Origin of the sequence: Bradyrhizobium forestalis (assembly GCF_002795245.1) — a bacterium.
Classification (GTDB): domain Bacteria; phylum Pseudomonadota; class Alphaproteobacteria; order Rhizobiales; family Xanthobacteraceae; genus Bradyrhizobium; species Bradyrhizobium forestalis.
In genome coordinates this window covers 1-22,473 of sequence record NZ_PGVG01000062.1, presented here as the reverse complement: position 1 = coordinate 22,473, position 22,473 = coordinate 1, and the positions used below count along the sequence as shown (strand labels likewise).

25 protein-coding genes and 1 pseudogene are annotated in these 22,473 nt (G+C 64.4%); 9 read left to right on the top strand and 17 right to left on the bottom strand.

The features are described from left to right. Window positions 1-3 precede the first annotated feature (3 nt). On the top strand, window positions 4-1,116 hold the full coding sequence (leuB, locus tag CVM73_RS36470; RefSeq protein WP_100236568.1) for a 3-isopropylmalate dehydrogenase: 1,113 nt from the start codon (window positions 4-6) through the stop codon (window positions 1,114-1,116). Between the two features lie 143 nt (window positions 1,117-1,259). Here the strand turns inward: leuB and CVM73_RS36465 are convergent, their stop codons facing one another. Next, window positions 1,260-1,643: a hypothetical protein gene (locus CVM73_RS36465; protein WP_100236567.1), complete on the bottom strand. Its 384-nt coding sequence runs from the start codon at window positions 1,641-1,643 to the stop codon at window positions 1,260-1,262. A 156-nt stretch (window positions 1,644-1,799) separates the two neighbouring features. After that, complete coding sequence (locus CVM73_RS36460) at window positions 1,800-2,588, bottom strand: hypothetical protein (RefSeq protein WP_100236566.1); 789 nt, start codon at window positions 2,586-2,588, stop codon at window positions 1,800-1,802. A 116-nt stretch (window positions 2,589-2,704) separates the two neighbouring features. Here CVM73_RS36460 and CVM73_RS36455 point away from each other — a divergent pair, with 116 nt between their 5' ends. Continuing rightward, window positions 2,705-3,739, top strand: coding sequence for an aspartate-semialdehyde dehydrogenase (locus CVM73_RS36455; protein ID WP_100236565.1), 1,035 nt, complete (start codon window positions 2,705-2,707; stop codon window positions 3,737-3,739). 232 nt (window positions 3,740-3,971) lie between these two features. Here CVM73_RS36455 and CVM73_RS36450 read toward each other — a convergent pair whose 3' ends face one another. Further along, entirely contained in the window at window positions 3,972-4,616 is a 645-nt protein-coding gene (locus CVM73_RS36450; protein ID WP_100236564.1) for a carbonic anhydrase, read from the bottom strand. A 110-nt stretch (window positions 4,617-4,726) separates the two neighbouring features. Here CVM73_RS36450 and CVM73_RS36445 point away from each other — a divergent pair, with 110 nt between their 5' ends. The 4 genes and pseudogenes from CVM73_RS36445 (at window position 4,727) to CVM73_RS36430 (ending at window position 8,799) form a co-directional block, all read left to right on the top strand. After that, complete coding sequence (locus CVM73_RS36445) at window positions 4,727-5,608, top strand: HpcH/HpaI aldolase/citrate lyase family protein (protein ID WP_100236563.1); 882 nt, start codon at window positions 4,727-4,729, stop codon at window positions 5,606-5,608. A gap of 120 nt (window positions 5,609-5,728) precedes the next feature. Then, window positions 5,729-7,402, top strand: coding sequence for a caspase family protein (locus CVM73_RS36440; protein WP_158237652.1), 1,674 nt, complete (start codon window positions 5,729-5,731; stop codon window positions 7,400-7,402). Window positions 7,403-7,448: 46 nt separating this feature from the next. After that, window positions 7,449-7,700, top strand: a pseudogene (locus CVM73_RS36435) (CoA ester lyase); the annotation flags it as partial. A 496-nt stretch (window positions 7,701-8,196) separates the two neighbouring features. Beyond that, complete coding sequence (locus CVM73_RS36430; RefSeq protein WP_347338479.1) at window positions 8,197-8,799, top strand: hypothetical protein; 603 nt, start codon at window positions 8,197-8,199, stop codon at window positions 8,797-8,799. 20 nt (window positions 8,800-8,819) lie between these two features. Here the strand turns inward: CVM73_RS36430 and CVM73_RS36425 are convergent, their stop codons facing one another. From CVM73_RS36425 to CVM73_RS36405, 4 genes are all read right to left on the bottom strand, one after another. Beyond that, window positions 8,820-9,239, bottom strand: a complete 420-nt coding sequence (locus CVM73_RS36425; RefSeq protein WP_100236577.1) for a hypothetical protein — start codon at window positions 9,237-9,239, stop codon at window positions 8,820-8,822. A gap of 234 nt (window positions 9,240-9,473) precedes the next feature. Beyond that, a complete protein-coding gene (locus tag CVM73_RS36420; RefSeq protein ID WP_100236560.1) occupies window positions 9,474-10,259 on the bottom strand; it encodes a glycosyltransferase family 32 protein in 786 nt (261 codons plus the stop codon). Window positions 10,260-10,338: 79 nt separating this feature from the next. Continuing rightward, window positions 10,339-10,944, bottom strand: a complete 606-nt coding sequence (gene leuD / locus CVM73_RS36415) for a 3-isopropylmalate dehydratase small subunit (protein ID WP_008539074.1) — start codon at window positions 10,942-10,944, stop codon at window positions 10,339-10,341. A 279-nt stretch (window positions 10,945-11,223) separates the two neighbouring features. Beyond that, window positions 11,224-11,622: a metallopeptidase family protein gene (locus CVM73_RS36405; protein ID WP_100236558.1), complete on the bottom strand. Its 399-nt coding sequence runs from the start codon at window positions 11,620-11,622 to the stop codon at window positions 11,224-11,226. A 156-nt stretch (window positions 11,623-11,778) separates the two neighbouring features. Here CVM73_RS36405 and CVM73_RS36400 point away from each other — a divergent pair, with 156 nt between their 5' ends. Then, window positions 11,779-12,060, top strand: a complete 282-nt coding sequence (locus CVM73_RS36400; RefSeq protein ID WP_167407270.1) for a hypothetical protein — start codon at window positions 11,779-11,781, stop codon at window positions 12,058-12,060. A 317-nt stretch (window positions 12,061-12,377) separates the two neighbouring features. On the opposite strand, the gene CVM73_RS36390 is transcribed toward CVM73_RS36400, so the two are convergent. Then, a complete protein-coding gene (locus CVM73_RS36390; RefSeq protein ID WP_100236575.1) occupies window positions 12,378-12,674 on the bottom strand; it encodes a DUF1330 domain-containing protein in 297 nt (98 codons plus the stop codon). 177 nt (window positions 12,675-12,851) lie between these two features. Between CVM73_RS36390 and CVM73_RS36385 the strand changes: the two genes are divergently transcribed. After that, entirely contained in the window at window positions 12,852-13,379 is a 528-nt protein-coding gene (locus tag CVM73_RS36385; RefSeq protein WP_100236556.1) for a hypothetical protein, read from the top strand. A 125-nt stretch (window positions 13,380-13,504) separates the two neighbouring features. On the opposite strand, the gene CVM73_RS36380 is transcribed toward CVM73_RS36385, so the two are convergent. The 7 genes from CVM73_RS36380 to ffh all read right to left on the bottom strand — a co-directional run bounded on the left by CVM73_RS36380 (window position 13,505) and on the right by ffh (window position 19,473). Continuing rightward, complete coding sequence (locus CVM73_RS36380) at window positions 13,505-13,714, bottom strand: hypothetical protein (protein WP_100236555.1); 210 nt, start codon at window positions 13,712-13,714, stop codon at window positions 13,505-13,507. A 93-nt stretch (window positions 13,715-13,807) separates the two neighbouring features. After that, window positions 13,808-15,214: a 3-isopropylmalate dehydratase large subunit gene (gene leuC / locus CVM73_RS36375; RefSeq protein WP_100236554.1), complete on the bottom strand. Its 1,407-nt coding sequence runs from the start codon at window positions 15,212-15,214 to the stop codon at window positions 13,808-13,810. A 323-nt stretch (window positions 15,215-15,537) separates the two neighbouring features. Continuing rightward, on the bottom strand, window positions 15,538-15,918 hold the full coding sequence (rplS, locus tag CVM73_RS36370) for a 50S ribosomal protein L19 (RefSeq protein ID WP_027573014.1): 381 nt from the start codon (window positions 15,916-15,918) through the stop codon (window positions 15,538-15,540). Between the two features lie 110 nt (window positions 15,919-16,028). Continuing rightward, complete coding sequence (gene trmD / locus CVM73_RS36365) at window positions 16,029-16,784, bottom strand: tRNA (guanosine(37)-N1)-methyltransferase TrmD (protein ID WP_100236553.1); 756 nt, start codon at window positions 16,782-16,784, stop codon at window positions 16,029-16,031. 127 nt (window positions 16,785-16,911) lie between these two features. Next, window positions 16,912-17,487, bottom strand: a complete 576-nt coding sequence (rimM, locus tag CVM73_RS36360) for a ribosome maturation factor RimM (RefSeq protein WP_100236552.1) — start codon at window positions 17,485-17,487, stop codon at window positions 16,912-16,914. A 9-nt stretch (window positions 17,488-17,496) separates the two neighbouring features. Continuing rightward, on the bottom strand, window positions 17,497-17,826 hold the full coding sequence (gene rpsP, locus CVM73_RS36355) for a 30S ribosomal protein S16 (protein ID WP_100236551.1): 330 nt from the start codon (window positions 17,824-17,826) through the stop codon (window positions 17,497-17,499). A gap of 99 nt (window positions 17,827-17,925) precedes the next feature. Beyond that, window positions 17,926-19,473, bottom strand: a complete 1,548-nt coding sequence (ffh, locus tag CVM73_RS36350) for a signal recognition particle protein (RefSeq protein WP_100236550.1) — start codon at window positions 19,471-19,473, stop codon at window positions 17,926-17,928. 459 nt (window positions 19,474-19,932) lie between these two features. Between ffh and CVM73_RS36340 the strand changes: the two genes are divergently transcribed. After that, on the top strand, window positions 19,933-20,997 hold the full coding sequence (locus CVM73_RS36340) for an MBL fold metallo-hydrolase (protein WP_167407269.1): 1,065 nt from the start codon (window positions 19,933-19,935) through the stop codon (window positions 20,995-20,997). Between the two features lie 163 nt (window positions 20,998-21,160). Here CVM73_RS36340 and CVM73_RS36335 read toward each other — a convergent pair whose 3' ends face one another. Together CVM73_RS36335 and CVM73_RS36330 are read right to left on the bottom strand one after the other, a co-directional pair. Then, on the bottom strand, window positions 21,161-21,877 hold the full coding sequence (locus tag CVM73_RS36335) for an SIMPL domain-containing protein (RefSeq protein WP_167407268.1): 717 nt from the start codon (window positions 21,875-21,877) through the stop codon (window positions 21,161-21,163). A gap of 5 nt (window positions 21,878-21,882) precedes the next feature. Then, on the bottom strand, window positions 21,883-22,473 hold a 591-nt coding region (locus CVM73_RS36330), incomplete at its 5' end, for a GyrI-like domain-containing protein (protein ID WP_100236573.1).

Sequence of the window (22,473 nt, the reverse complement as noted above, 5' to 3'; positions counted from 1 at the left end):
ACCATGGCGACCCACAAATTGCTGCTGCTCCCCGGCGACGGTATCGGCCCCGAGGTGATGGGCGAGGTGAAGCGGCTGATCGACTGGCTCAATTCGGCCGGGATCGCTAAGTTCGAGACCGACACCGGCCTGGTCGGCGGCTCGGCCTATGATGCTTACAAGGTGTCGATCTCCGAGGGCGACATGGCAAAAGCGAAAGGCGCCGACGCCGTGATCTTCGGCGCGGTCGGCGGCCCGAAGTGGGATGCGGTGCCCTACGAGGTGCGCCCCGAAGCCGGTCTGCTCCGTTTGCGCAAGGATCTCGCGCTGTTCGCCAATTTGCGTCCCGCCGTGTGCTACCCGGCGCTGGCCGATGCATCCAGCCTGAAGCGCGAGGCGGTCGAAGGTCTCGACATCATGATCGTGCGCGAGCTCACCGGCGGCGTCTATTTCGGCGAGCCCAAGACCATCACCGATCTCGGCAACGGCCAGAAGCGCGCCATCGATACCCAGGTCTACGACACCTATGAGATCGAGCGCATCGGCCGCGTCGCCTTCGAGCTTGCCAGGAAGCGCAAGAACAAGGTGACGTCGATGGAGAAGCGCAACGTCATGAAGTCGGGCGTGCTCTGGAACGAGGTCATGACCCAGGTCCACAAGCGCGAATATCCCGACGTCACGCTCGAGCACCAGCTCGCCGATTCCGGCGGCATGATGCTGGTGAAGTGGCCGAAGCAGTTCGACGTCATCGTCACCGACAATTTGTTCGGCGACATGCTGTCCGACATCGCGGCGATGCTGACCGGATCGCTCGGCATGCTGCCCTCGGCTTCGCTCGGCGAGGTCGACGTCAAGACCAAGAAGCGCAAGGCGCTGTACGAACCCGTGCACGGCTCGGCCCCTGATATCGCCGGCAAGGGCCTCGCCAATCCGATCGCGATGATCTCGTCCTTCGGCATGGCGCTGCGCTATTCCTTCGACATGGGCGATCTCGCCGACAAGGTCGATCAGGCGATTGCCGCCGTGCTCGCCAGCGGCCTGCGCACCGCCGACATCAAGTCGGAAGGCACCACGTCTGCTTCCACCACGCAGATGGGCGAAGCGATTCTGAAGGAGCTGCAGAAGCTGCACGCGTGAGCGGCGAGTCACGCAATCGTAGGGTGGGTTACGCCGAGCGGGCTGCGCTTTGCGCGGCCGCACAGCTAACCCACCCTACGGAATCGCCAAACAAAAATGGCCGGGCGTGAGCCCGGCCATTTTGATTCGGAAAGATCTGCTGCTCAGTACAGCGGGAAGTTCTGCGGGTAGCCGCCGACATCCTGCGGCGGCGAGAGCGGCTGGCGGTCGATCGGCCGGTTGAGGTTCTCGCGGGCGAAGGACGGATAGCCCACCGCCGGCGGGAAGGCGTAGTCGGTGAACTTGCGGTCGCCCGGATTGACCTCGGTGCCGCCGTCGAGCCAGGAGCGCTTGCTCACATAGATGCGGGTGCGGCCCTGCTGGTAGACTGCGTTGGGGCCGCTCGGGCCGTAATAGGGACGGCCGCGATCGTCATAGCGCTTGGTCTTGGTGTCGGCCGCAGCCGGGGTCGCGAACGCGATGGCAATTGCGGCGCCCGCCGCAAGCAATGTCGCCAGTTTGTTCGCGGCAGAAAATTTCGAGCTCATCACGTCCCCTTCAGGCGGCAAGCCGCCAGTCGATTTCACCCCATACTAGCCCGCCCGGGGTGACCGCAACTAGGTCAATTGGGTCACACCAGCTCGGAATAATCGTGCGTGCCGGCAAAAGTTGCATGCAAACCAGCCACTTGAGCTTGATGCCGATCAAAGCGCCCCGCGCAATTGCGCATTGGCGGCGCCGAGCAGCCAGTCCGGTGAGCCCCGCGAATCGCAGGACCGGCGCCTGAGCTCGGCATGGGCGAACATTTCCGCCAGCTTTGGCTCGTTGCCCGAGGTCAGCAGCGTCAGCCGGTTCAGCGTGCAGGCGATCGCCGCGCGCGTCGCGGGCAGGCTGCCGCCCTGGCAGGAGAAGCCGGAGATCTGCAGCGTCGGCTCCTCGCTGCGCTTGAGGTAGCCGAGGCAGCCCTGCGCACCCTCCGTTGTGCCGGTTGGCCGGAACAGGGCGACGGGGCCGAATTTGGTGTCGATCAGGCCGGCCTGCTCGAGCGGAATGGCCGCACCCAAACCCATCTGGGCGGCCAGACCCGCGGCTGCCGGCCGTGTCACGTCGAATTCGGCGCCTTGGCGGTAGATTTCGAGCTCGGCCACAGGCTTGTCCGCAGTGTCGGTCCAGCGCAGCACGTCCCGTCGGCCGCCTTCGGGATGCCTGAGGATGGTGTAAGAGGCTGTTTTCTCTGCTGAATCGAGCCGGCTGACGGCGAAGGCCGGGTGCGAACGGTCGGCCACGCTCCAGTCCGGCTTGTCGGCCGGTTCACCGTCCTGCAAGTCAGGCAGCTGGCCGAGTGCTGCGAGGGCAAGGATGGCAAACAGGGCGAGCGCCCCCACATAGGCGATCAGGCGCGCCAGCGTGCCGACGACCTCGTCGGCGAAGGCCAAAAGCGCCAGCTGGATCTGGGTAGGGCTAACGGCCGTCCTGGCCTCAGGCGATTGCATCCACGGCCTTCAGGCATGGTCCAACGTTGTCTTGAGGCCGGTTCTCGCATAGAAGCGCTGCTCCTCCTGTTTAAGCGTCAGCTTCAGGAACGGGCTTTTTCATCGGAGAGTGAACGATGGGTTACAAAGTCGCAGTCGTCGGCGCGACCGGCAATGTCGGACGGGAAATGCTCAACATCCTGGATGAGCGCAAATTCCCCGCGGACGAGGTCGTGGCCCTGGCGTCACGCCGCAGCGTCGGCGTCGAGGTGTCCTATGGCGACCGCACCCTGAAGGTCAAAGCGCTCGAGCATTACGACTTCTCCGACGTCGATATCTGCCTGATGTCGGCAGGCGGCGCGGTGTCGAAGGAATGGTCGCCGCAGATCGGCGCCGCCGGCGCCGTCGTGATCGACAATTCCTCGGCCTGGCGCATGGATCCGGACGTGCCGCTGATCGTGCCCGAGGTGAATGCGGCCGCGACCGAAGGCTTCAAGAAGAAGAACATCATCGCCAATCCGAACTGCTCGACCGCGCAGCTCGTCGTCGCGCTCAAGCCCTTGCACGACAAGGCGACGATCAAGCGCGTCGTGGTCTCGACCTATCAATCGGTGTCGGGTGCCGGCAAGGACGCGATGGACGAGCTGTTCTCGCAGACCAAGGCCGTCTACACCAATGACGAGCTGGTCGCGAAGAAATTCCCCAAGCGCATCGCCTTCAACGTGATCCCGCACATCGACGTCTTCATGGAGGACGGCTTCACCAAGGAAGAGTGGAAGATGATGGCGGAGACCAAGAAGATTCTTGATCCCAAGATCAAGCTCACCGCCACCTGCGTGCGCGTGCCCGTGTTCGTCGGCCACTCCGAGGCCGTCAACATCGAGTTCGAGAATCCGATCACCGCTGACGAAGCCCGCGAGATCCTGCGCAAGGCGCCCGGCTGCCTCGTCATCGACAAGCAGGAGCCCGGCGGCTACGCCACGCCCTATGAAGCCGCCGGCGAGGACGCCACCTATATCAGCCGCATCCGCGAGGACGCGACGGTGGAGAACGGTCTCGTGCTGTGGTGCGTGTCCGACAACTTACGCAAGGGCGCCGCGCTCAACGCGATCCAGATCGCGGAAGTGCTGATCAACCGCAAGCTGATCACCGCGAAGAAGAAGGCGGCGTAAGCCTTCGTTCACTCCTCTCGTCGTCCCGGACAAGCGCGCCAAAAGCGCGCGCAGATCCGGGACCCCCGCGCGGGCGCTTGCGCTCGTCGCGATAACCACAGGACGTGGTTTGACGAAGACCAGTGGTGACCAGCTCGCGCGACGACGCAAGCCTGTGGCTATGCGTCCCGGATCCGCGCTTGCGCTTGTCCGGGACGACGATCGCATTTGACGCGGCAGTTCACGAAATCGATCAAGCCACGCTTCGCGCGTTCTTGAATTCCTTCGCCTCTTTGTCCAGCACGAACAGCGATCCCTCCGCGACGCCGAAATAGGCGCCGTGGGTTTGCATCTGGCCGCTCTCCACCGCCTTGTGCACGAACGGGAAGGTCATCAGGTTCTCCAGGCTGCGGAACACCGCGGCCTTCTCGATCCGCTCGACGAACTGCGCCATGGTCTCGTGGGCGCGCTGCTCGACCACTTCGCCGGGCTTGATGAACATCTGCATCCATTTGCCGATGAAGTCGCCCGGCGTCAGCGGCTCGATCTTGTCGACGAAGGCGCGGATGCCGCCGCATTGTGCGTGGCCGAGCACCACGATGTGCTTCACCTTCAGCACCGTCACCGCATATTCCAGCGCGGCCGAGACGCCGTGCGCGTTCTCGTCGGGCTGATAGGTCGGCACCAGATTGGCGATGTTGCGGACCACGAAGAGCTCGCCCGGGCCGACGTCGAAGATCACTTCCGGCGAGACGCGGGAATCGCAGCAGCCGATCACCATCACGTCCGGCGACTGTCCCTTCACCGAAAGTTCGCGGTAGCGGTTTTGTTCGGCCGGCAGCCGCTGGGTGGCGAAGGCCTTGTAGCCTTCCAGCAAGTGCTTCGGGAATGTCATCATACCTATGCCTAATCATGGACCGTAGGGGCGAACAAGCCTTTCGAACAGGCAGGCCAAATGCTATCGGCTTCGGGCAGAATAGATACGAGGAAACCGGAAGGAACGCTTGCATGACCCGCCCGCGCCGCAGCCATCTGTTCATGCCCGGCTCCAACCCCCGCGCGCTGGAAAAGGCGCGCAATCTCGCTGCCGATGGCCTGATCCTGGATCTGGAAGACTCGGTCGCTCCCGAGGCCAAGGCGATGGCCCGAGACGGGATCGCCGCTGCGATCGCGGCCAAGGGTTTTGGCAAGCGCGAGATCCTGATCCGGACCAACGGCCTCGACACGCCCTGGTGGGCCGATGACGTCGCGATGGCTGCCAAGGCCTCGCCCGACGGCATCCTGGTTCCAAAAGTTTCAAGCATCGAAGATCTCGACACGATCAGCCGGAAGCTGGCCGAGCTCAGCGCTGCGCCAACCGTGAAGGTCTGGGCCATGATCGAGACCGCGCGCGCCGTGCTGCATGCCGAGGAGCTGGCCGCCGCCGGCCGCGATCCATCGAGCCGCCTCTCCGGTTTCGTGTTCGGCCCGAACGACATCTCGCGCGAGACGCGGATCAGGATGCTGCCCGGCCGTGCCGCGATGGTCCCGATGATCACCCATTGCATCCTGGCGACGCGGGCCCACGGCCTCGAAATCCTCGACGGCCCCTATAGCGACATCGCCAATTCCGATGGTTTCGCCACCGAATGCGCGCAAGGCCGCGATCTCGGCTTCGACGGCAAGACGCTGATCCACCCCTCCCAGATCGACGCCTGCAACGCGATCTTCACCCCGCCCGAAGAGGAAGTCGCGCGCGCCCGAAAGATCATCGCCGCGTTCGAACTGCCGGAGAACGCCTCGCGCGGTGCGATCCGGCTCGACGGCGCCATGGTCGAGCGCCTGCACGCCGACATGGCCCGCCGCACGATCGAGATCGCGGACGCGATCGGCGCGATGGGGAAGGGCTGAGGAGCCCGATCGCGCTCAGGCTGCGTTTCGCCGAGTGCCCCGAGCTACCGGCTTTTCCCGTTGCGGTGGTTGTAGACAATGCTACCCTCGCGCCCGATATTTGATCCGGGCCAGTATTTGATGCGCATTTTTTGGGTAGCCGTCCTCGTCGCCACATCACTTTCATTCGTCCCGCCGGTGCTTGCGCAGCAGGCCCGGGTTGCGCTTGTCATCGGCAACGGCGCCTATGAGAAAGTACCGGAGCTGCCGAACCCGACGCGCGATGCCTCCGATATCGCCCGCGCCTTGGAGCGGCTCGATTTCAAGGTCACCCAGGTCAAGAACGCGACCGCGCAAGAGATGAGGAAGGCCGTCGTCGAGTTCGGCCGGACTACCGAGGGCGCCGATCTCGCGGCCGTGTTCTACGCCGGGCACGGCATGGAGGTCGGCGGTGAGAACTGGCTGATTCCAATCGGCGCGGAGCTGCGCAGCGACACCGACATCGAGAGCGAGGCCATCAGCCTGCGTTCGGTGAGCCTTCAGGTATCGAAGGCGCGGAAACTGGGCCTCGTCATCCTCGACGCATGCCGCAACAACCCCTTTGCCGCGAAGATGAAGCGGTCGATCGCCACCCGGGCCGTGGCTCGCGGACTCGCGCCGACCGAGCCGTCCGACAACGTTCTGATTGCCTATGCCGCCCGGGACGGGACCACGGCGAGCGACGGTGATGGCCGGAACAGTCCTTTTACCGCGTCGCTGCTTCGCCACATCGAAACACCGGGCCTCGAGATCTCGTTTCTGTTCAGGCGGGTCCGCGACGACGTGATGGCCGCGACCAAGCGCGAACAGCAGCCCTTCGTGTACGGCTCCCTGTCGAAGGAGGAGATTTACCTGAAGGCGCCAGCCGCGAGCGCTCAGGCGCCAGCCGCATCACCGCTGGCCGCCGCGGCTCCTGCTCCTGCTCCTGCAGATGACGAGAAGTTTTGGCTGGCGATCCAGACGTCGACCGTGACAGGCCTGTATGAGGAGTTTCTGGCCAGATATCCGCGCAGCGGCCATGCCGCGGAAGCTCGCCAGCGGATCAAGGATCTCAAGGCCAGTGAAGTGGCGGCCGTGCCGTCCTCCACCGCCTCACCGACATCGGATGCGAGCGGACGTCAGACGAAAGCCGTCGCTCGAAACGTTTTTGCGCCGGAGGATAACCAGAAGGTTGCTGCCATCGCGGCTGCTCAGCAGCTCAAGCTGCCGAGCTTCACGATCGCGTCGGATCAGGACGTCCCGCCCAAATCCAATTCCAAATTTGTTGGCGTGTGGTCCAACAAGCGTGGGTGGACGAATGGCAAGGGACGCTATGCCATGCTGATCGTTACCGAGGTTTCCGACACGGGATTGGCCAAGGGGTACTATCTCTGGGGGCCGCCGACAAAGGCATCGTGGGCGAAAGACGAGGCCGGATATCGATCGTTCGCAGAGTACATTACCGACAGCAAATTCTCGATCACCGGGACGCCAGTTACGGTCAGGATGGAGAAGAACGTTCTGGCCCTCTCTTCCTTCAGGAAGGAGAAGCCATCCGACACGGCGAGCATAGAGCTTCGCCCGGTCTGGCAGCTTGTGCCGGTGCCGGAGGAAGTAGAGCCTTCAACCAAGCGCGAAAAGGCCTCGCAGCCTGTCGTCAAAAGGGAAAGTACCGCCGAGCCGCGCGCTCCGGGTGGTGTCGGCGGAACGAGCATGGAAGAGCGCTATCGGGCCTGCAAAAAGCTCGTGAAGGGATTTGCCCGGCGCGAGTCTTGCGCGCGAACTGGCGTGATCTAGCGTCGGCGACGCACCGGCCGTGGCGGACCAGCTCATCGAGATCGCCGGCCGCGATCTCGGCTTCGACGGCAAGACGCTGATCCACCCCTCCCAGATCGACGCCTGCAACGCGATCTTCACGCCGCCGGAGGAGGAAGTCGCGCGCGCGCGCAAAATCATCGCGGCATTCGAATTGCCGGAGAATGCGTCGCGCGGCGCGATCCGTCTGGATGGCGCGATGGTGGAGCGCCTGCACGCCGACATGGCGCGCCGCACGATCGCAATCGCGGATGCGATTGCGGCGATGGGGAAGGGCTAGCGCAAACGCAAAGAGCGATCTCCGCATTGCTGGCGCCAAGCGGAAATCTCGTGTTCACCAAGATCGGCGCCAACAAGCATGTGGATTGCTCCCGAGAGCCATCGGAGAGTGCGCGCGTATGATCGAGCAATCAGTGCTTGTGCGTCGGCGTCGCGCACACCGGTCAGCGTAATTGCCTGGTCAAAATCCCAGAGCCGTAACATTGCGGATGTTCATGCCGGGTCTTCGGGCTTAGGCTTGGAGCCTTATAAACGCGCCGCTACGCCGCCACGAAGTGTGCGCGACCATTGTTGGAAGCAATTGTGATCATCTGTACGCGCCTCGCGCAAGAGAGGTTGCTATGGAGCCATCTTTTTATCGGGAAGTTCATTGCCGCCCGCTGCAACATTGTTCGACAGAGGTACATCGCGGTAGTTGTCGTCTCTTCATTGCGGCGCTCTGTGCAGCCTGCATATTCGCGAGTGAAGCTGGGGCTCAATGCACCGCACGAGATGTCTTGCAAAACGAACTGAGGCTGAAGAAGAAGCCGCCCTCGGCTCGCGGGCAGGACGTTCTGGTCAGATCGGCCGCCGATATCCCGGTGTGGAAGACGATCACGCTGCAAGCCTTTGCGAGTTCGTTGGCGCTCCGGAATGCCTTGGATGCAAAGGGCTGCAAAGTAGGTGGGCTTGCTGCGGAGATCCTCGCGCGACCGGCCTTTGTCGTCAGTACGACCAGAAAAGACGTGAGGCTTGTTGCTGTATCGGCGGCGGAGCTCGGCTTTAGAGCGGATACCGTGACTTTGGGCGCGGTTTATGTGCGCGTCCAGCAGCTGGGTCTTGGACTTGCGGGCGCGGAGATTGGCCCGCAATTGAGGCTTCAGTACTTCGACCAGCCCATAGGTGAATTTCTCATCATTGGAATGGAGCCCATCAAGACCTGGAGCGGCGAGCAGGTCGTCCTGAATGTTGCCAACGGCGGAGCCGGACTCATCCTGATTGGCCAGGATGGCCGGCCTGACGCAGAAATATCTGCGACCTCGCGTTTGCTGTTTGTGCGATCCGATCCTGCTGCGTCCGCTGACCCGCGTGGGGAAGCAGCAGCATTTCTGCCTCGGTGAACACAATCGCGAGAGAGGCCTCAGCGCGGCGCAAGATCGGCGCGGTCCAGCGACTCCAGCGTCGCCGCATTGCCGCAATAGCCGTGATAGTTCTCCGCGGCGGTGCCATCGGCGAGATCGCGGTCGCACTGAACCTTGTTGTTGCAGAGCGAGCAGACCCGCTCCATGTCGCGCAGCAGCAGCGGCTGCGCGCGGCCGAGACCTTCGGCGTTGATGCCGAGCTGCTCCAGCATCTTCGGCAGCTCGTCGGCGGCGTGCCGGCCGTGCCGGACCAGCTCCTCGAGATCGTCGGGCGCAATCCGGAGATCGCTGGCAATCCGGTCGAAATCGGCGCGATCGAGCTGCCGCATCTCGTTCATCTCGCGGCGATGCTTCAGCCAGCTCGCAAAGGAGTCGATGAGATCCTGAACGATGGGATAGGGCCTGGTTGCGGTGCTCATGGAAAGCTCCATTCGGACGGCGGAATTGGAGCGAGATTAGGCACAATGGTGCAGGAGTGCGTTGCGCTGGATCAAATATGATTCTCGTGTCCCGGACGCGCTGCAACGCCCTTTGCGTTGCTGCGCGGAGCCGGGACCCATCTCGCCGCATCGCTGGGCCCCGGCTCAGCAGCGCATCACCAAGGGGTGCTGCGCTGCGTCCGGGGCACGAGAGTGCCTTACGACGAAAAGAGCCTACGCGAACCGCTCCGCCGCCCACGCATACAGGCTGCCGGGAATCGGTGGCTGCCCGCCGCGGCCCTTGGGCGAGATGTGCAGGCCGATGATCTCGGGGTTGGTGACGAGGCCGAGATAGCTCGAGGGATCGAAGAACAGTTTTGGCTCGGCATGCACGGCGTAGAACGATTGCTTCGGCAATGCGTTCTGCAGTTCACCGGTACGCCGCGCCAGTGCGGTGAGCGCCGCGGGCCCGTAGATCGCGACGCGAATGTCCGAGAGGCGGTTCGAGCCACCGCGCAGGCGACGCATCATGAAGGTGATGCGATGGCGCAGCGACAGCCAGTTCGGCGTCAGCTCCTCCTGCTCCATCAGCTCTTCGAAGGCGGCAACGATGCCGTGCTCCGGCGGCAGGTAGATCACGGAGTTGCCGAGCTGGCGCGGCCGCTCCCAGGCGAAGTAGGGCTTTGCCGGATCGATCTCGACCGGCTTCAAGAGCAGCACGTCGGCGTCGAGCCAGAGGCCGAGGCCCTTCGCCATCAGCTTCATGCGGAAGAAATCGCTGAACTGCAGCGTGGTCCAGTCACGCCAGCTGCCGTCCGGCTGCGGCGGCCGCAAGCGTTCGGAGAACGCGTGCGGCAGGATCGCCTCGGCCTCGGCATTTGCGACGCCCGCCGGCAGGCCTGGAATGGGATCGAAGCTGTAGACCGTGACCTTGTGGCCGGCAGCGAGCTGCGAGCGCAGACAGGTCTGGCGCAGCGCATCCATCGGGCCATGCCAGAAGGTGACGATCTCGGGCAGCATGGGTGCAGCTATACGGCTAAATCGGAGCAAAGAAAAAGCCCCGGCGCGCATGCACCGGGGCTCACATGAAAATCTGAGATCAGGCCCAGGCGCGTTCGCGCTTGAGCTTGTCCTCATAGGTGTCGATCGAAGCCTTCTTCTCCATGGTGAGGCCGATGTCGTCGAGGCCGTTGATCAGGCAGTGCTTGCGGAACGGATCGATCTCGAACTTGACCTTGCCGCCGTCGGGGCCGCGGATCTCCTGGTTCGGCAGGTCGATCGTCAGCGTCGCGTTGGCGCCGCGCTCGGCATCGTCGAACAGCTTGTCGAGATCTTCTTGGCTGACGCGGATCGGCAGAATGCCGTTCTTGAAGCAGTTGTTGTAGAAGATGTCGCCGAACGAGGTCGAGATCACGCAGCGGATGCCGAAGTCGAGCAGCGCCCAGGGCGCATGCTCGCGGCTCGAGCCGCAGCCGAAATTGTCGCCGGCGACCAGCACCTTCGCATTGCGATAGGCGGGCTGGTTGAGGACGAAGTCCGGGTTCTCGCTGCCGTCGTCCTTGTAGCGCTGCTCGGAGAAGAGGCCCTTGCCAAGGCCGGTGCGCTTGATGGTCTTGAGGTACTGCTTCGGAATGATCATGTCGGTGTCGACATTGATGATCTTCAGCGGCGCCGCGACGCCTTCCAGCGTGGTGAACTTGTCCATGGTTGCGCTTTCCCGGATGTGTCAGGGGGAACAGGTGTTTATCGCGGTTAGAGCGGGAATCCTAGGCCGAATTCGGCAGGGCTCGTCTGCTCAGCGAGTTTGAGGCCGAGCTGGCGCGGCATCGGGACTTCACCTCTCCCGCTTGCGGGGGAGGTCGACGCGCGAAGCGCGGCGGGTGGGGGCTCTCTCCTCTAGGGGACTGTCTCATTGCGGAGACACCCTCTGCCCAGCCCTCCCCCGCAAGCGGGGGAGGGAGCGCACTGCCCTTGCGGCGGCGCTTCAATCCGCCCGCGCCTCAATCGCGGCCATATCGTCGTCCGAAAGGCCGAAATGGTGGCCGATCTCGTGGATCAGGACGTGGCGGACGATATGGCCGAGGCTCTCGTCGTGCTCGGCCCAATAGTCCAGGATCGGCCGGCGGTAGAGCCAGACCATGTTGGGCAGCCGGGCCACGTCGCCAAAACTCTGCTGGGGCAGGCCGACGCCCTGGAACAGGCCGAGCAGGTCGAACTCGCTCTCGCACTCCATCTCGTCCAGGACCTCGTCGGTCGGGAAGTCGTCGACGCGGACGATCACGCCCTCGCAGAGCTTGCGAAACTCCGTCGGCAGGCCTTTGAAGATCTCGTATGCCGTCGCTTCCATCTCGGCCAGCGAGGGCGCTTTCAATTCCGTCCACATGCATCCCTCTTAGCGCGGGTTCCGTGGCGATGCATCCCGCATTATAAGCGCGTCGAGGTTGACGGGCGCCGCCAAAACGGGGAGCTTGGGGCCTCGGCTGGGACGTTTCAGGTGGGCGGAAAAATGCGAGTGAAAACAGCGCTGACGCTACTGTGCATGGGGTTGTTTTCGCAGTTTTGCGTTGGCGCGGAAGCCCAGACCGCCGGCCCCGAGATTCGCCTCGCCCAGGCGGTTCCGCCTGACGATATGCCACCGCCGCGCAAGCGGCCACCGGCGCGCTTGCGCGTCACGCCCTATTACAGCCCGGACGGCGTCTATCCCCGCTACAATCCCGGTCCCGACGCAGTCCGCGTCTGCAACGCCACCTATGTGCAGGAGTACCGGCCGAGCGGCACGGTGATCGTGCCGCGCGTGAGCTGCTACTGGCGCCGGGGCTGACCAGTTCAATGCCCGCGCCAGCGAACAGCGCGGCGGCCTCGTGAGGGTCGTGATGGCGAGATGGGTTGCATTGGCCGTTGCCGCCGCGCTTGCCGCCAGTCTGCCTCGCGCTTTCGCGGCGCAAAGGGTGACGATGCCGGAGGCCTCGGCGGGGATCGCGGTTTTCGAAATGCGACGACACGCGCGAACCCAACACATCGTGCGGCCTGCTGCACGCCGTGATCCACGCTACTACGCGCGGCCCGTTGACTACCGTCCCTATCCCTACGCCGTGCCCGCCCCATTCGTGTTCAGCTACGGGCCGTTCTGGTGATCCGCTAGCCGGGTGCAAATCCCCGGACCAGCAGCACCGTCGCTTGCGCACCCGCCTTGCGATCACGCGAGATCTCTTCGTAGTCGGGTGAGGTCGAGAAGGCGAGGAACGCGGCCTCGTCGGGAAACGACATCATGACAAGCTTGTCATGCGGCCATGCGCCTTCGAGCACGCGCGGCTGCTCGTCGGCGGCGAGCAGCCGTCCGTTGTACTTTCTGAACACATCGAAGAACCGCGCCTGATAGCGGTCATAGGCTGCACGGTCCGTCATCTTCAATTGCGCAATTGCGTAGACAGTCATCTGCAAAATTCCTTCCATAGCGGCACTGCGCCGCATCGCGGAGCCCAGTGTCGTTCATTCATGGCGCGTTCACATCGGTGTCCGCAATTTAATCTTGGGAGCGACCGTCATTGAACAGCAATGGCGCGGCCGAGACGTCGCGTCGCAGCTCTGCTGTCCAGATTCAGGGAGGATTCCATGCTGAGGATGTTGGGTCGTGGGGCTTGCCCGATGCGCTTGCTCGGGATCGCGGCCGCCGCGACGCTGATGCTGTCGGCCGGCACCGCGCGCCGCGCTGAAGCGCTGACCTTGATCAATCCGGCGACGTCGCCAGCGACGAAGGCTGCGACCGACGATCTCGTCACGCAGGTTCGTCACGGCGGCGGGCACGGCGGGCATGGTGGCGGCTTTCACGGCGGAGGTTTTCGCGGCGGTGGCTTCCATGGCGGAGGATTTCGTGGTGGCCATATCGGCGGCTTCCGCGCCGCGCCGGCCTTCCACGGTGGCGGCTATCGCTATGGCGGCTTCCATCGTTACGGCGGCTATCACCGCTACGGGATCTATCGCCCGCATTACGGCTATCGCCATTTCCACCGGCGCTATTATTACGGCGGCTATTATCCCTATTACCACTATCCGCGCCGCTGCCGCATCATCTGGACCTATTACGGCCCGCGCCGCGTCTGCCGCTGGCCCCGCTGGCTCTATCCGTATCGTTATTGGTGATGTGAGTTAGCTGCCGTCATTCCGGGATGGCACGCAGCGTCAGACCCGGAATCTCGAGATTCTCAGGTGCGCAATAGCGCACCATAGTTCGATGCTTTGCATCGCCCCGGAATGACACGCCTGGTTTAAAGCCAATCCTTCAGCTTCCACGACGCCGACTTCCAGCGCATCAGGTTCTCGAGCTTCCACTGCCGGAACATCGCCGGCGGCCAGCGGCTGAGCTTCGAGGTCTCTTCGACCTCCGGCTTGGCGACGATGCGCAACGGCGCTACGCGCCGCCGGTGCTGGCGCGTGGCTTCGCTGATCAGATCGACATATTCCGGCCTGTTGGCCATAGGCAGCGTCCTCGCGAAACCTCGCGAGGACGAGAGTGTCAGGCGATCGTTTAACGGCGGTTTGCCGCGATCGCTACAATTGCAGGAACCGGCTTAGCGCCAGTCCCGGACGTCGACGAAGTGGCCCGCGATCGCCGCCGCCGCCGCCATTGCCGGCGACACCAGGTGCGTGCGGCCCTTGAAACCCTGGCGGCCCTCGAAATTGCGGTTCGAGGTCGAGGCGCAGCGCTCTTCCGGCTTCAGCTTGTCCGGGTTCATGGCGAGGCACATCGAGCAGCCCGGCTCGCGCCATTCGAAGCCGGCCTTGATGAAGATCTTGTCCAGACCCTCGGCTTCCGCCTGCTCCTTCACGATGCCGGAGCCCGGCACCACCATGGCGTTGACGTTCGCTGAAACGGTCTTGCCTTCAGCAATCTTCGCCGCCGCGCGAAGATCTTCGATGCGGCCGTTGGTGCAGGAGCCGATGAAGACGCGGTCGAGCTTGATGTCGGTGATCTTCGTCCCCGCGGTCAGGCCCATATACTTCAAGGCGCGATGCTTGGAGATGCGCTTGGCCTCGTCCGCAATCTTGTCGGGATCGGGCACGATGCCGGTCACCGAGATCACGTCCTCCGGGCTCGTGCCCCAGGTCACGATCGGCGGCAGTTTTGCCGCATCGAGGCACAGCTCGTGGTCGAAATGCGCGCCCTCGTCCGAGCGCAGTTTCTCCCAGTAGCGCATCGCCGCGTCCCAGTCCGCGCCCTTCGGCGCCTTCGGACGGCCGCGCAGGAAGTCGAACGCCTTCTGGTCTGGCGCGACCAGGCCGGCGCGCGCGCCGCCTTCGATCGACATGTTGCAGACCGTCATGCGGCCTTCCATCGAGAGCGCGCGGATCGCGTCGCCGGCATACTCCAGCACGTAGCCGGTGCCGCCCGCGGTGCCGATCTCGCCGATGATGGCCAGGATGATGTCCTTGCCGGTCACACCGTCAGGCAATTTGCCGTCGACGGTGACGCGCATGTTCTTGGCCTTCTTCTGGATCAGCGTCTGCGTCGCCAGCACGTGCTCGACCTCGCTCGTGCCGATGCCGTGCGCGAGCGCGCCGAATGCGCCGTGCGTCGAAGTGTGGCTGTCACCGCAGACGATGGTGGTGCCGGGCAGGGTAAAGCCCTGCTCGGGGCCGATGACGTGGACGATGCCCTGACGCTTGTCGAACTCGTTGTAATATTCGATGCCGAATTCCTTGGCGTTCTCGGCCAGCGCCTTGATCTGCTCGATGCTTTCAGGATCGGGATTCGGCTTGGTGCGGTCGGTGGTCGGCACGTTGTGGTCGACGACGGCGAGCGTCTTCTCGGGCGCATGCACCTTGCGTCCCGTCGCGCGCAGGCCTTCGAACGCCTGCGGCGAGGTCACCTCGTGCACCAGATGGCGATCGATATAGAGCAGGCAGGTGCCGTCCTCGGCTTCGTGCACCAGATGGTCGTTCCAGATCTTGTCGTACAGTGTGGTCGGCTTGGACATGAGCTTAAGCTCCGAAGAATGTGTGAAGCGGATGTGCGCGGGTCGCGCGGGCAACAAAATCGTCAGCGCAGCCTTTTAGGCTGCGCGAATAAGCTCTGACGTTGCCGAGGTCGCGAAGCGTCCGAAGAACCGGCCAGGCAGCCGCGAGCGATCATCGATGACGATGCGCTGGACGGGGGCGAAGCTGGTCAGATCTGGAAACATTCTAGGAATATATAGCAGGCCGAATTGGAAGCGCGAGAGCTTTGACGTGCACGGCTGACGCAACAAAAAAGCGCGGAGCCGAGCCCCGCGCTTTCGAAAGACTTGCCTGGTGGCGAAGCTTACTCGCCGACGGCAGCCGCGCGGTCCTGCTTCTCGACGATGCGGGCCGACTTGCCGCGGAGATTGCGGAGGTAATAGAGCTTGGCGCGACGCACCTTGCCGCGGCGCACCACCTTGATCGAGTCGATCATCGGCGACATCACGGGGAACACGCGCTCCACGCCCTCGCCATAGGAGATCTTGCGCACGGTGAAGCTCTCGTTGAGGCCACCGCCGGAACGGCCGATGCAGACGCCTTCATAGGCCTGCACGCGGGTGCGGTCGCCTTCGACGACCTTCACGTTGACGATCACGGTGTCGCCGGGACCGAATTCCGGAATGTCCTTGCCGGCGGACAGCTTGTCGAATTGCTCTTGCTCGAGCTGCTTGATCAGGTTCATGGGTAAATCTCCATCGGCGCGCCCAGCCCTGGAAACGGGGGGCTGCGCAAAATTCGTCTATCCAGCCATTGCGGATTTGGCCGCTCCTATAAGGCAAGCCGGAGCGTTTGTCACCCGTCTGTCTTGTTTTTTGGCGTTTTTTGGCGGCCGGCCCGATTCGGCGGCTTGGGTGGGATTTGCGCCCATAAATCCGGCCGCCGAGCCGCCGTCAGGGCCTCCGATTGCGCCCGCCGCCAGCTGGCAACCTTGGCGTGGTCGCCTGAGGTGAGGATGTCAGGGATCGGAGCCCCCTCGAACAGCTGGGGACGCGTGTATTGGGGGTATTCGAGCAGCCCGTCCGAAAAACTCTCGTCGGTTCCCGAGGCCTCCTTGCCCATCACCCCCGGCAGCAGCCGGACGCAGGCGTCGATCAGGGCCAGGGCGGCGATTTCACCCCCCGAGAGCACGTAATCGCCGATCGAGACCTCCTCCAGGCCCCTTCCGTCGATCACGCGCTGGTCCACCCCCTCGAACCGTCCGCAGACGATCAAGGGCCCGGGGCCCTTGGCAAGCTCGACGACGCGGGCCTGGGTCAGTGGCCGACCCCGGGGGCTCATGAGCAGGCGGGGTCGATCAGGGCCGATCCCGGCTGCATCGATCGCGGCGGCCAGAACGTCCGCCCGCAGCACCATGCCCGGGCCGCCGCCGGCCGGAGTGTCGTCGACGCTGCGATGGCGGTCGGTCGCGGAGGCCCGGATGTCCCGCGCCTCGATCGCCCAGAGCCCGGCAGCGAGCGCACGGCCGGCGAGGCTCACGCCGAGCGGCCCCGGAAACATCTCCGGAAACAGCGTCAGCACGGTTGCGCGCCAGGGGGAGGGATTGGTCATTCGATCTCAGTTGTTGTCGTCCCGGACAAGCGCGCCTCAAGCGCGCGCAGATCAGGGACCCATAACCACCGCAGTTAGATTTGCGATGGCTGGAGCGATCAGCTTAGCCAAAAATAGCGGCCTGTGGTTATGGGTCCCCGCTCCCGTGCGCTTTGCGCACTAGGCGGGGACGACTCGTGGAGGGATCGTTGCCTTCGTCCTCACCTTCGATCTCCTGCGGCAGCGCGATCACGACGCGGCCGCCGGTGAGATCGACCTCCGGCACCACTGCGTTGGAGAACGGCAGCAGCAGCGTCGTGCCCTTGGGCGGCGCGATCTCGATGATGTCGCCGGCGCCGAAATTATGGATCGCGAGCACGCGGCCGAGCGGCTCGCCATCGGTGGTGACGGCGGCGAGCCCGATCAGATCGGTGTGGTAATATTCGTCCTCGTCCGTCGCGGGCAGTTTTTCGCGGGGGACGTAGAGCTCGATGCCGTTGAGGCGCTCGGCCTCATCGCGGGTCGCAACGCCCTTGAACGTCGCGACCAGATGATCCCTGGCTTCGCGCGCCTGCGCGATTTCGAACTGACGCCTGCCGTCCTTGGTCGACAGCGGTCCGTAGCGGCGGACGGCAAAGGGATCTTCCGTAAAAGTCCACAGCTTGACCGCACCGCGCACACCATGCGCGGCGCCGATCCGCGCGACGCAGACCAGCGCCGACATGATCCAGCCTTAGGCCTTGGCGGCTTCGGCCTGCGCCTTGCGCTCCTTGCGCGGCACGGCCTTCTCGGGGTTGTTGCGCGCTTCGCGCTTCTTGACGCCGGCGGCGTCGAGGAAACGCGCCACGCGGTCCGACGGCTGCGCGCCCTTCGCGAGCCAGGACTTCACCTTGTCCATGTCGAGCTTCAGACGGGTCTCATTGTCCTTCGGCAACAGCGGGTTGAAATAGCCGAGACGCTCGATGAAGCGGCCATCGCGGGGGAAACGCGAGTCGGCGACGACGACATGATAGACGGGACGCTTCTTGGTGCCTGCGCGGGCGAGGCGGATAACGACGGACATTCAGTTCTCCTTGAAAGTGTGGTTTGCAAAGTACGTTTTGTTCGGTTGATTGGTATTCCGCGTCACGCGAGATCGATGCGATCCCCCGCGACGAATTCCTCATTTCTTCTTGCCCGGAAAACCGCCGAGGCCCGGCAGCGTCGGCTTGCCGCTCAGCCCGGTCAGTCCAGGAAGGTTCGGCAGGCCTTGGCGAAGACCGGGCGGCAGATCCTTCGGCAAATTCGGCAGACCTTGTCCGCCGCCGCTCTGCATCTTCTCCTGCAGCGCCTTCATCTCTTCGGGCGAAGGCATCTTCATGCCGCCGCCAAAGCCCATCGCCTGCGCGATGCCGGCGAGCGGGCCGCGCTTGCCCGAGCCCATGGCCTTCATCACGTCGGCCATGTTCCGGTGCATCTTGAGCAGCTTGTTGACGTGCTCGACGCTCTGGCCGGAGCCCGCCGCGATGCGCTTCTTGCGGCTGGCCTTCAGCAGGTCGGGATGACGCCGCTCGTCGCGCGTCATGGAATCGATGATCGCGACCTGGCGCTTCAGGATCTTGTCGTCGATGCCGGCCGCGGCGATCTGGTTCTTCATCTTGGAGATGCCGGGCATCATGCCCATCAGGCCGCTGATGCCGCCCATGTTCGACATCTGCAACAGCTGCTCGCGCATGTCGTTGAGGTCGAACTGGCCCTTGCGCATACGCTCGGCGGTGCGCGCGGCCTTCTCGGCGTCGATGTTGGCGGCGGCACGCTCGACCAGCGAGACCACGTCGCCCATGCCGAGGATGCGGCCGGCGATACGATCGGGGTGGAAATCTTCCAGCGCGTCGGTCTTTTCGCCGGTGCCGATCAGCTTGATCGGCTTGCCGGTGACCGCGCGCATCGACAGCGCGGCGCCGCCGCGGCCGTCGCCGTCGACGCGGGTCAGCACGATGCCGGTGAGACCGACGCGCTGATCGAACGCGCGCGCGAGGTTCACCGCGTCCTGGCCGGTGAGGCTATCCGCAACCAGTAGCACTTCATGCGGGTTCGCGGCGGCTTTGATCGCCGCCGCTTCCGCCATCATCTCTTCGTCGAGGGTGGTGCGGCCGGCGGTGTCGAGCAGCACGATGTCGTAGCCGCCGAGCTTGCCGGCCTCCAGCGCACGCTTCGCAATCTGCGGCGGCTGCTGGCCCGCCACGATCGGCAGTGTCGGAATGTCGAGGTCGCGGCCGAGCACGGCCAGCTGCTCCATCGCCGCCGGGCGATAGACGTCGAGCGAGGCCATCAGCACCTTGCGCTTGTCGCGCTGAACCATGCGGCGGGCGAGCTTTGCAGTGGTGGTGGTCTTGCCGGAGCCTTGCAGGCCGACCATCATGATCGGCACCGGCGGCACGGAATTGACGTCGATGGTCTGGCCTTCGCTGCCGAGCGTGTTGATCAACTCGTCATGGACGATCTTGACCACCATCTGGCCGGGCGTGACCGACTTGACGACGGTAGCGCCAATCGCCTGCTCGCGCACGCGCTCGGTGAAGCTGCGCACCACCTCCAGCGCGACGTCGGCCTCCAGCAGCGCCCGGCGCACCTCGCGCATCGCGGCGTCGACGTCCTTTTCGGTCAGCGCACCGCGCCCCGTCAGACGATCGAGAATTCCGCCAAGCCGTTCCGACAGATTGTCGAACAATGCCGTTATCCTGTTGCTGTCCCCCGAATGGGAGGAGCGCTCCGTTATTCTCCGCTGTCATGCCCCGGCTTGACCGGGGCATCCAGTACGCCGCGGCTTCTCGGTTCCAGCCGAGCCGCCTCTGGGATACTGGATCGCCCGATCAAGTCGGGCGATGACCGCTTCCCTTGGTCAAACGATCTTCCAAACACCTTTGCGCCCGAGGGCGCACAGCGCTGTCGGGCGTTGACCTCCGGCCTCGAGGGCCGGTCGGCGGGTCGAAAAGAAAGCCTTTCCGAGAAAGTGGCGGGGTTAAACGCCGCTCCCGCCCAAAAGTCAAGGAAAGTTAGGGTGCCGGGACGCCCTCGGTAAGGCAAGATACTGAAAATGTGACTCTTTTGGTGACGGGTTCCTTTTCCGCCAGCCTCGCCCATATAGGCGGTGATGTCTTACCTCTCCGACTATCCCTAGAAGCCCGTCGTGCCGGTCACCCGCCGCCGCCTTTTCGGACTGCTCGCTGGAGCCGGTACTCTAGTCGGCGTCCCCTCTCTCTGGATATCTAGCATGAAGACCTATGACGGCCCCGCCTCCGACCATTTCGACGGCCTGACCTTCTTCGATCCGGACGGGGCGCCGCCAAAATCGCTTCGTGAGGTGCTGCGCTGGCAGTTCGGCGGCAAACGGCAGCGCGCGAAATGGCCGGACTGGGTCCCCAGCCCGCATGCCGACACGCCGCCGGAGCGGGTCGATGGCGACAAGGTGCGGCTCTCCTTCGTCGGTCACGCCTCCTGGCTGATCCAGGCGGGCGGTGTCAACATCCTCATCGATCCTGTCTGGTCGATGCGGGTCTCGCCGGTCGCCTGGGCCGGACCTAAGCGGCACAACGACCCCGGCATCGCCTTCGAGAAGCTGCCGAAGATCGACGTCGTTTTGGTCTCGCACGGGCACTACGATCATCTGGATATCGCGACGCTGTCGCGGCTCACCAAGAATTTCGCCCCGCGCGTGGTCACCCCGCTCGGCAATGACGTCACGATGCGCGGCGCCGATCCCACGATCAAGGTCGAAGCGTTCGACTGGCACGACCGTGTCGAGCTCGGCGAAGGCGTCGCCGTGCATCTGGTGCCGACCCGGCACTGGACCGCGCGCGGCCTGTTCGACCGCAACAAGGCGCTGTGGGCGAGTTTTGTATTGGAGACGCCGGCCGGCAAGATCTACGTCGTCTGCGATTCCGGCTATGGCGACGGCAGGCACTTTCGCCGCGTCGCCGAGAAGCACGGCAAGCTGCGTCTGGCGATCCTGCCCATCGGCGCCTACGAGCCGCGCTGGTTCATGCGCGACCAGCACATGAATCCGGAAGACGCGGTGAAGGCGCTGGCCGATTGCGGCGCCGAGGCCGCGCTCGGGCATCACCACGGCACGTTCCAGCTGACGGACGAAGCAATCGACGCACCAGCCAGGGCGCTGGTCGAGGCGCTGGATGCAGCGAGGATTCCGCAGGAAAGATTCGTGGCGATGATGCCGGGGCAAGTGGTGGAGATTTAGGTCTCCGCTGTCTCCGCCGCTCGTGCCCCGGACGCAGCGCAGCGTCTCTTCGACGGTGCGCTGCTGAGCCGGGGCCCATGTTGCCGGACTGTACTGTGCAGCTTGCTGGGTCCCGGCTCTGTGCAGCATCGCTACGCGCTGCAGCGTGTCCGGGACACGAGACCTACTGCTCTTTGGCCTTGATCGCCCAGCTCACATTCACCGTCACCGACAGCGTTTCCTCGCCCGGCGCCACCGCAGCAGGCGCCGCCATCGGCGCAGTCGCCATTCGCGCCTTGAACAGCGGCACCGGGGCGCCGCCTTCGGCAACGCTGAGCGGCGCGCCCAGCGTCACGCCGGTGACCTTGGCGTAGATCTCCGCCTTGCGGCGCGCATCCGCCACTGCCTGCTCGCGCGCGTCGTCGAGCAGCTTTGACGCCTGCGTCACCTCGAAGGAGATGTTGCCGATGTCGTTGGCGCCGGCGTTGACCAGCGTGTCGATGATGCCCGCGACCTTGGTCACGTCGCGGATCTTCACGGTGACACGGTTGCTCGCGCGGAAACCGACCACGGGCGAGGCGCCGGCGGATTTGTTCTGGCCGTATTGCGGCTGCAGCGACAGCCGCGAGGTCTGGTAATCCTTCTCGGCGATGCCGGCGCCCTTCAGCGCCAGCAGCACCTTGCCCATCGCGGCGTTGTTGGCATCGGAGGCTTCCTTCGCCGACTTGGCGTCGTTGGCGACGCCGGCATCGATTTGCGCGAGATCGGGCGCCACGGAGATCATGGCCTCCCCGCTCACCGTGATGGCGGACGGAAAGTCGTCGGCGCGTGCGGGCGCCGTCAGCAGGGCGGTGGCGAAAACGGCGGCAAGGGAAGTACAAAGTACGGCAGGCTTTTTCATCAGTCTCACTTCAGCGGCACGAAAACGTTGATCACGAGCTTGTCCTCGGCCGTCTTCAGGGGATCGGTGAGGTACTCCTCGATGAAGGTGTCCTTGGCTTCCAGTCTCTTGTCGTCGAGGTGATTGGTGATCGCCTCATAGGTGTTGTCCATGTTGTCGTAGGAGCCGCGATGGACGAATTTCAGCGCCTTGCCTTCAGGCGACTTGCCGATGCTCATGTCCTTGGGCAGGTTCTTGGGATCCTGGTCGACCGGGATCTCGGCAAGGAAGGTGAAGCCGGTGTCGTCGGTCGAGGTGTAGACGATCATCGAATTGCCTGATGGCTTGATGCCCTGCTTGTCCAGCAGCGCGTTCAGGGCCTTGAAGGCGTCGATCAGCGTGTCGAAGGCGGAGTCCCAATTGGCGGTGCCCTTGACCATCACGACCTTCTTCGGCTCGAGCGTGGTCTCGAGGCCAAAGGGATCGGCGGTCTGCACCGGGGCGGGGGTGGCGGCCGCAGCCGGTGGGGCCGTCGGGCTGGGCGAGGCGCTGGCTGCGGGTGACGGCGAGGCCGCAGGCGCGGGAGAGGCGCTGGCCGCCGGCGACGGTGTAGCGAC

Coding starts and splice junctions, on each gene's coding strand:
- leuB (WP_100236568.1), top strand. CDS start 4: ATGGCGACCCACAAATTGCTGCTGCTCCCCGGCGACGGTATCGGCCCC.
- CVM73_RS36465 (WP_100236567.1), bottom strand. CDS start 1,643: ATGAGCTCGAAATTTTCTGCCGCGAACAAACTGGCGACATTGCTTGCG.
- CVM73_RS36460 (WP_100236566.1), bottom strand. CDS start 2,588: ATGCAATCGCCTGAGGCCAGGACGGCCGTTAGCCCTACCCAGATCCAG.
- CVM73_RS36455 (WP_100236565.1), top strand. CDS start 2,705: ATGGGTTACAAAGTCGCAGTCGTCGGCGCGACCGGCAATGTCGGACGG.
- CVM73_RS36450 (WP_100236564.1), bottom strand. CDS start 4,616: ATGATGACATTCCCGAAGCACTTGCTGGAAGGCTACAAGGCCTTCGCC.
- CVM73_RS36445 (WP_100236563.1), top strand. CDS start 4,727: ATGACCCGCCCGCGCCGCAGCCATCTGTTCATGCCCGGCTCCAACCCC.
- CVM73_RS36440 (WP_158237652.1), top strand. CDS start 5,729: ATGCGCATTTTTTGGGTAGCCGTCCTCGTCGCCACATCACTTTCATTC.
- CVM73_RS36425 (WP_100236577.1), bottom strand. CDS start 9,239: ATGAGCACCGCAACCAGGCCCTATCCCATCGTTCAGGATCTCATCGAC.
- CVM73_RS36420 (WP_100236560.1), bottom strand. CDS start 10,259: ATGCTGCCCGAGATCGTCACCTTCTGGCATGGCCCGATGGATGCGCTG.
- leuD (WP_008539074.1), bottom strand. CDS start 10,944: ATGGACAAGTTCACCACGCTGGAAGGCGTCGCGGCGCCGCTGAAGATC.
- CVM73_RS36405 (WP_100236558.1), bottom strand. CDS start 11,622: ATGTGGACGGAATTGAAAGCGCCCTCGCTGGCCGAGATGGAAGCGACG.
- CVM73_RS36400 (WP_167407270.1), top strand. CDS start 11,779: ATGGGGTTGTTTTCGCAGTTTTGCGTTGGCGCGGAAGCCCAGACCGCC.
- CVM73_RS36390 (WP_100236575.1), bottom strand. CDS start 12,674: ATGACTGTCTACGCAATTGCGCAATTGAAGATGACGGACCGTGCAGCC.
- CVM73_RS36385 (WP_100236556.1), top strand. CDS start 12,852: ATGCTGAGGATGTTGGGTCGTGGGGCTTGCCCGATGCGCTTGCTCGGG.
- CVM73_RS36380 (WP_100236555.1), bottom strand. CDS start 13,714: ATGGCCAACAGGCCGGAATATGTCGATCTGATCAGCGAAGCCACGCGC.
- leuC (WP_100236554.1), bottom strand. CDS start 15,214: ATGTCCAAGCCGACCACACTGTACGACAAGATCTGGAACGACCATCTG.
- rplS (WP_027573014.1), bottom strand. CDS start 15,918: ATGAACCTGATCAAGCAGCTCGAGCAAGAGCAATTCGACAAGCTGTCC.
- trmD (WP_100236553.1), bottom strand. CDS start 16,784: ATGACCAATCCCTCCCCCTGGCGCGCAACCGTGCTGACGCTGTTTCCG.
- rimM (WP_100236552.1), bottom strand. CDS start 17,487: ATGTCGGCGCTGGTCTGCGTCGCGCGGATCGGCGCCGCGCATGGTGTG.
- rpsP (WP_100236551.1), bottom strand. CDS start 17,826: ATGTCCGTCGTTATCCGCCTCGCCCGCGCAGGCACCAAGAAGCGTCCC.
- CVM73_RS36335 (WP_167407268.1), bottom strand. CDS start 21,877: ATGAAAAAGCCTGCCGTACTTTGTACTTCCCTTGCCGCCGTTTTCGCC.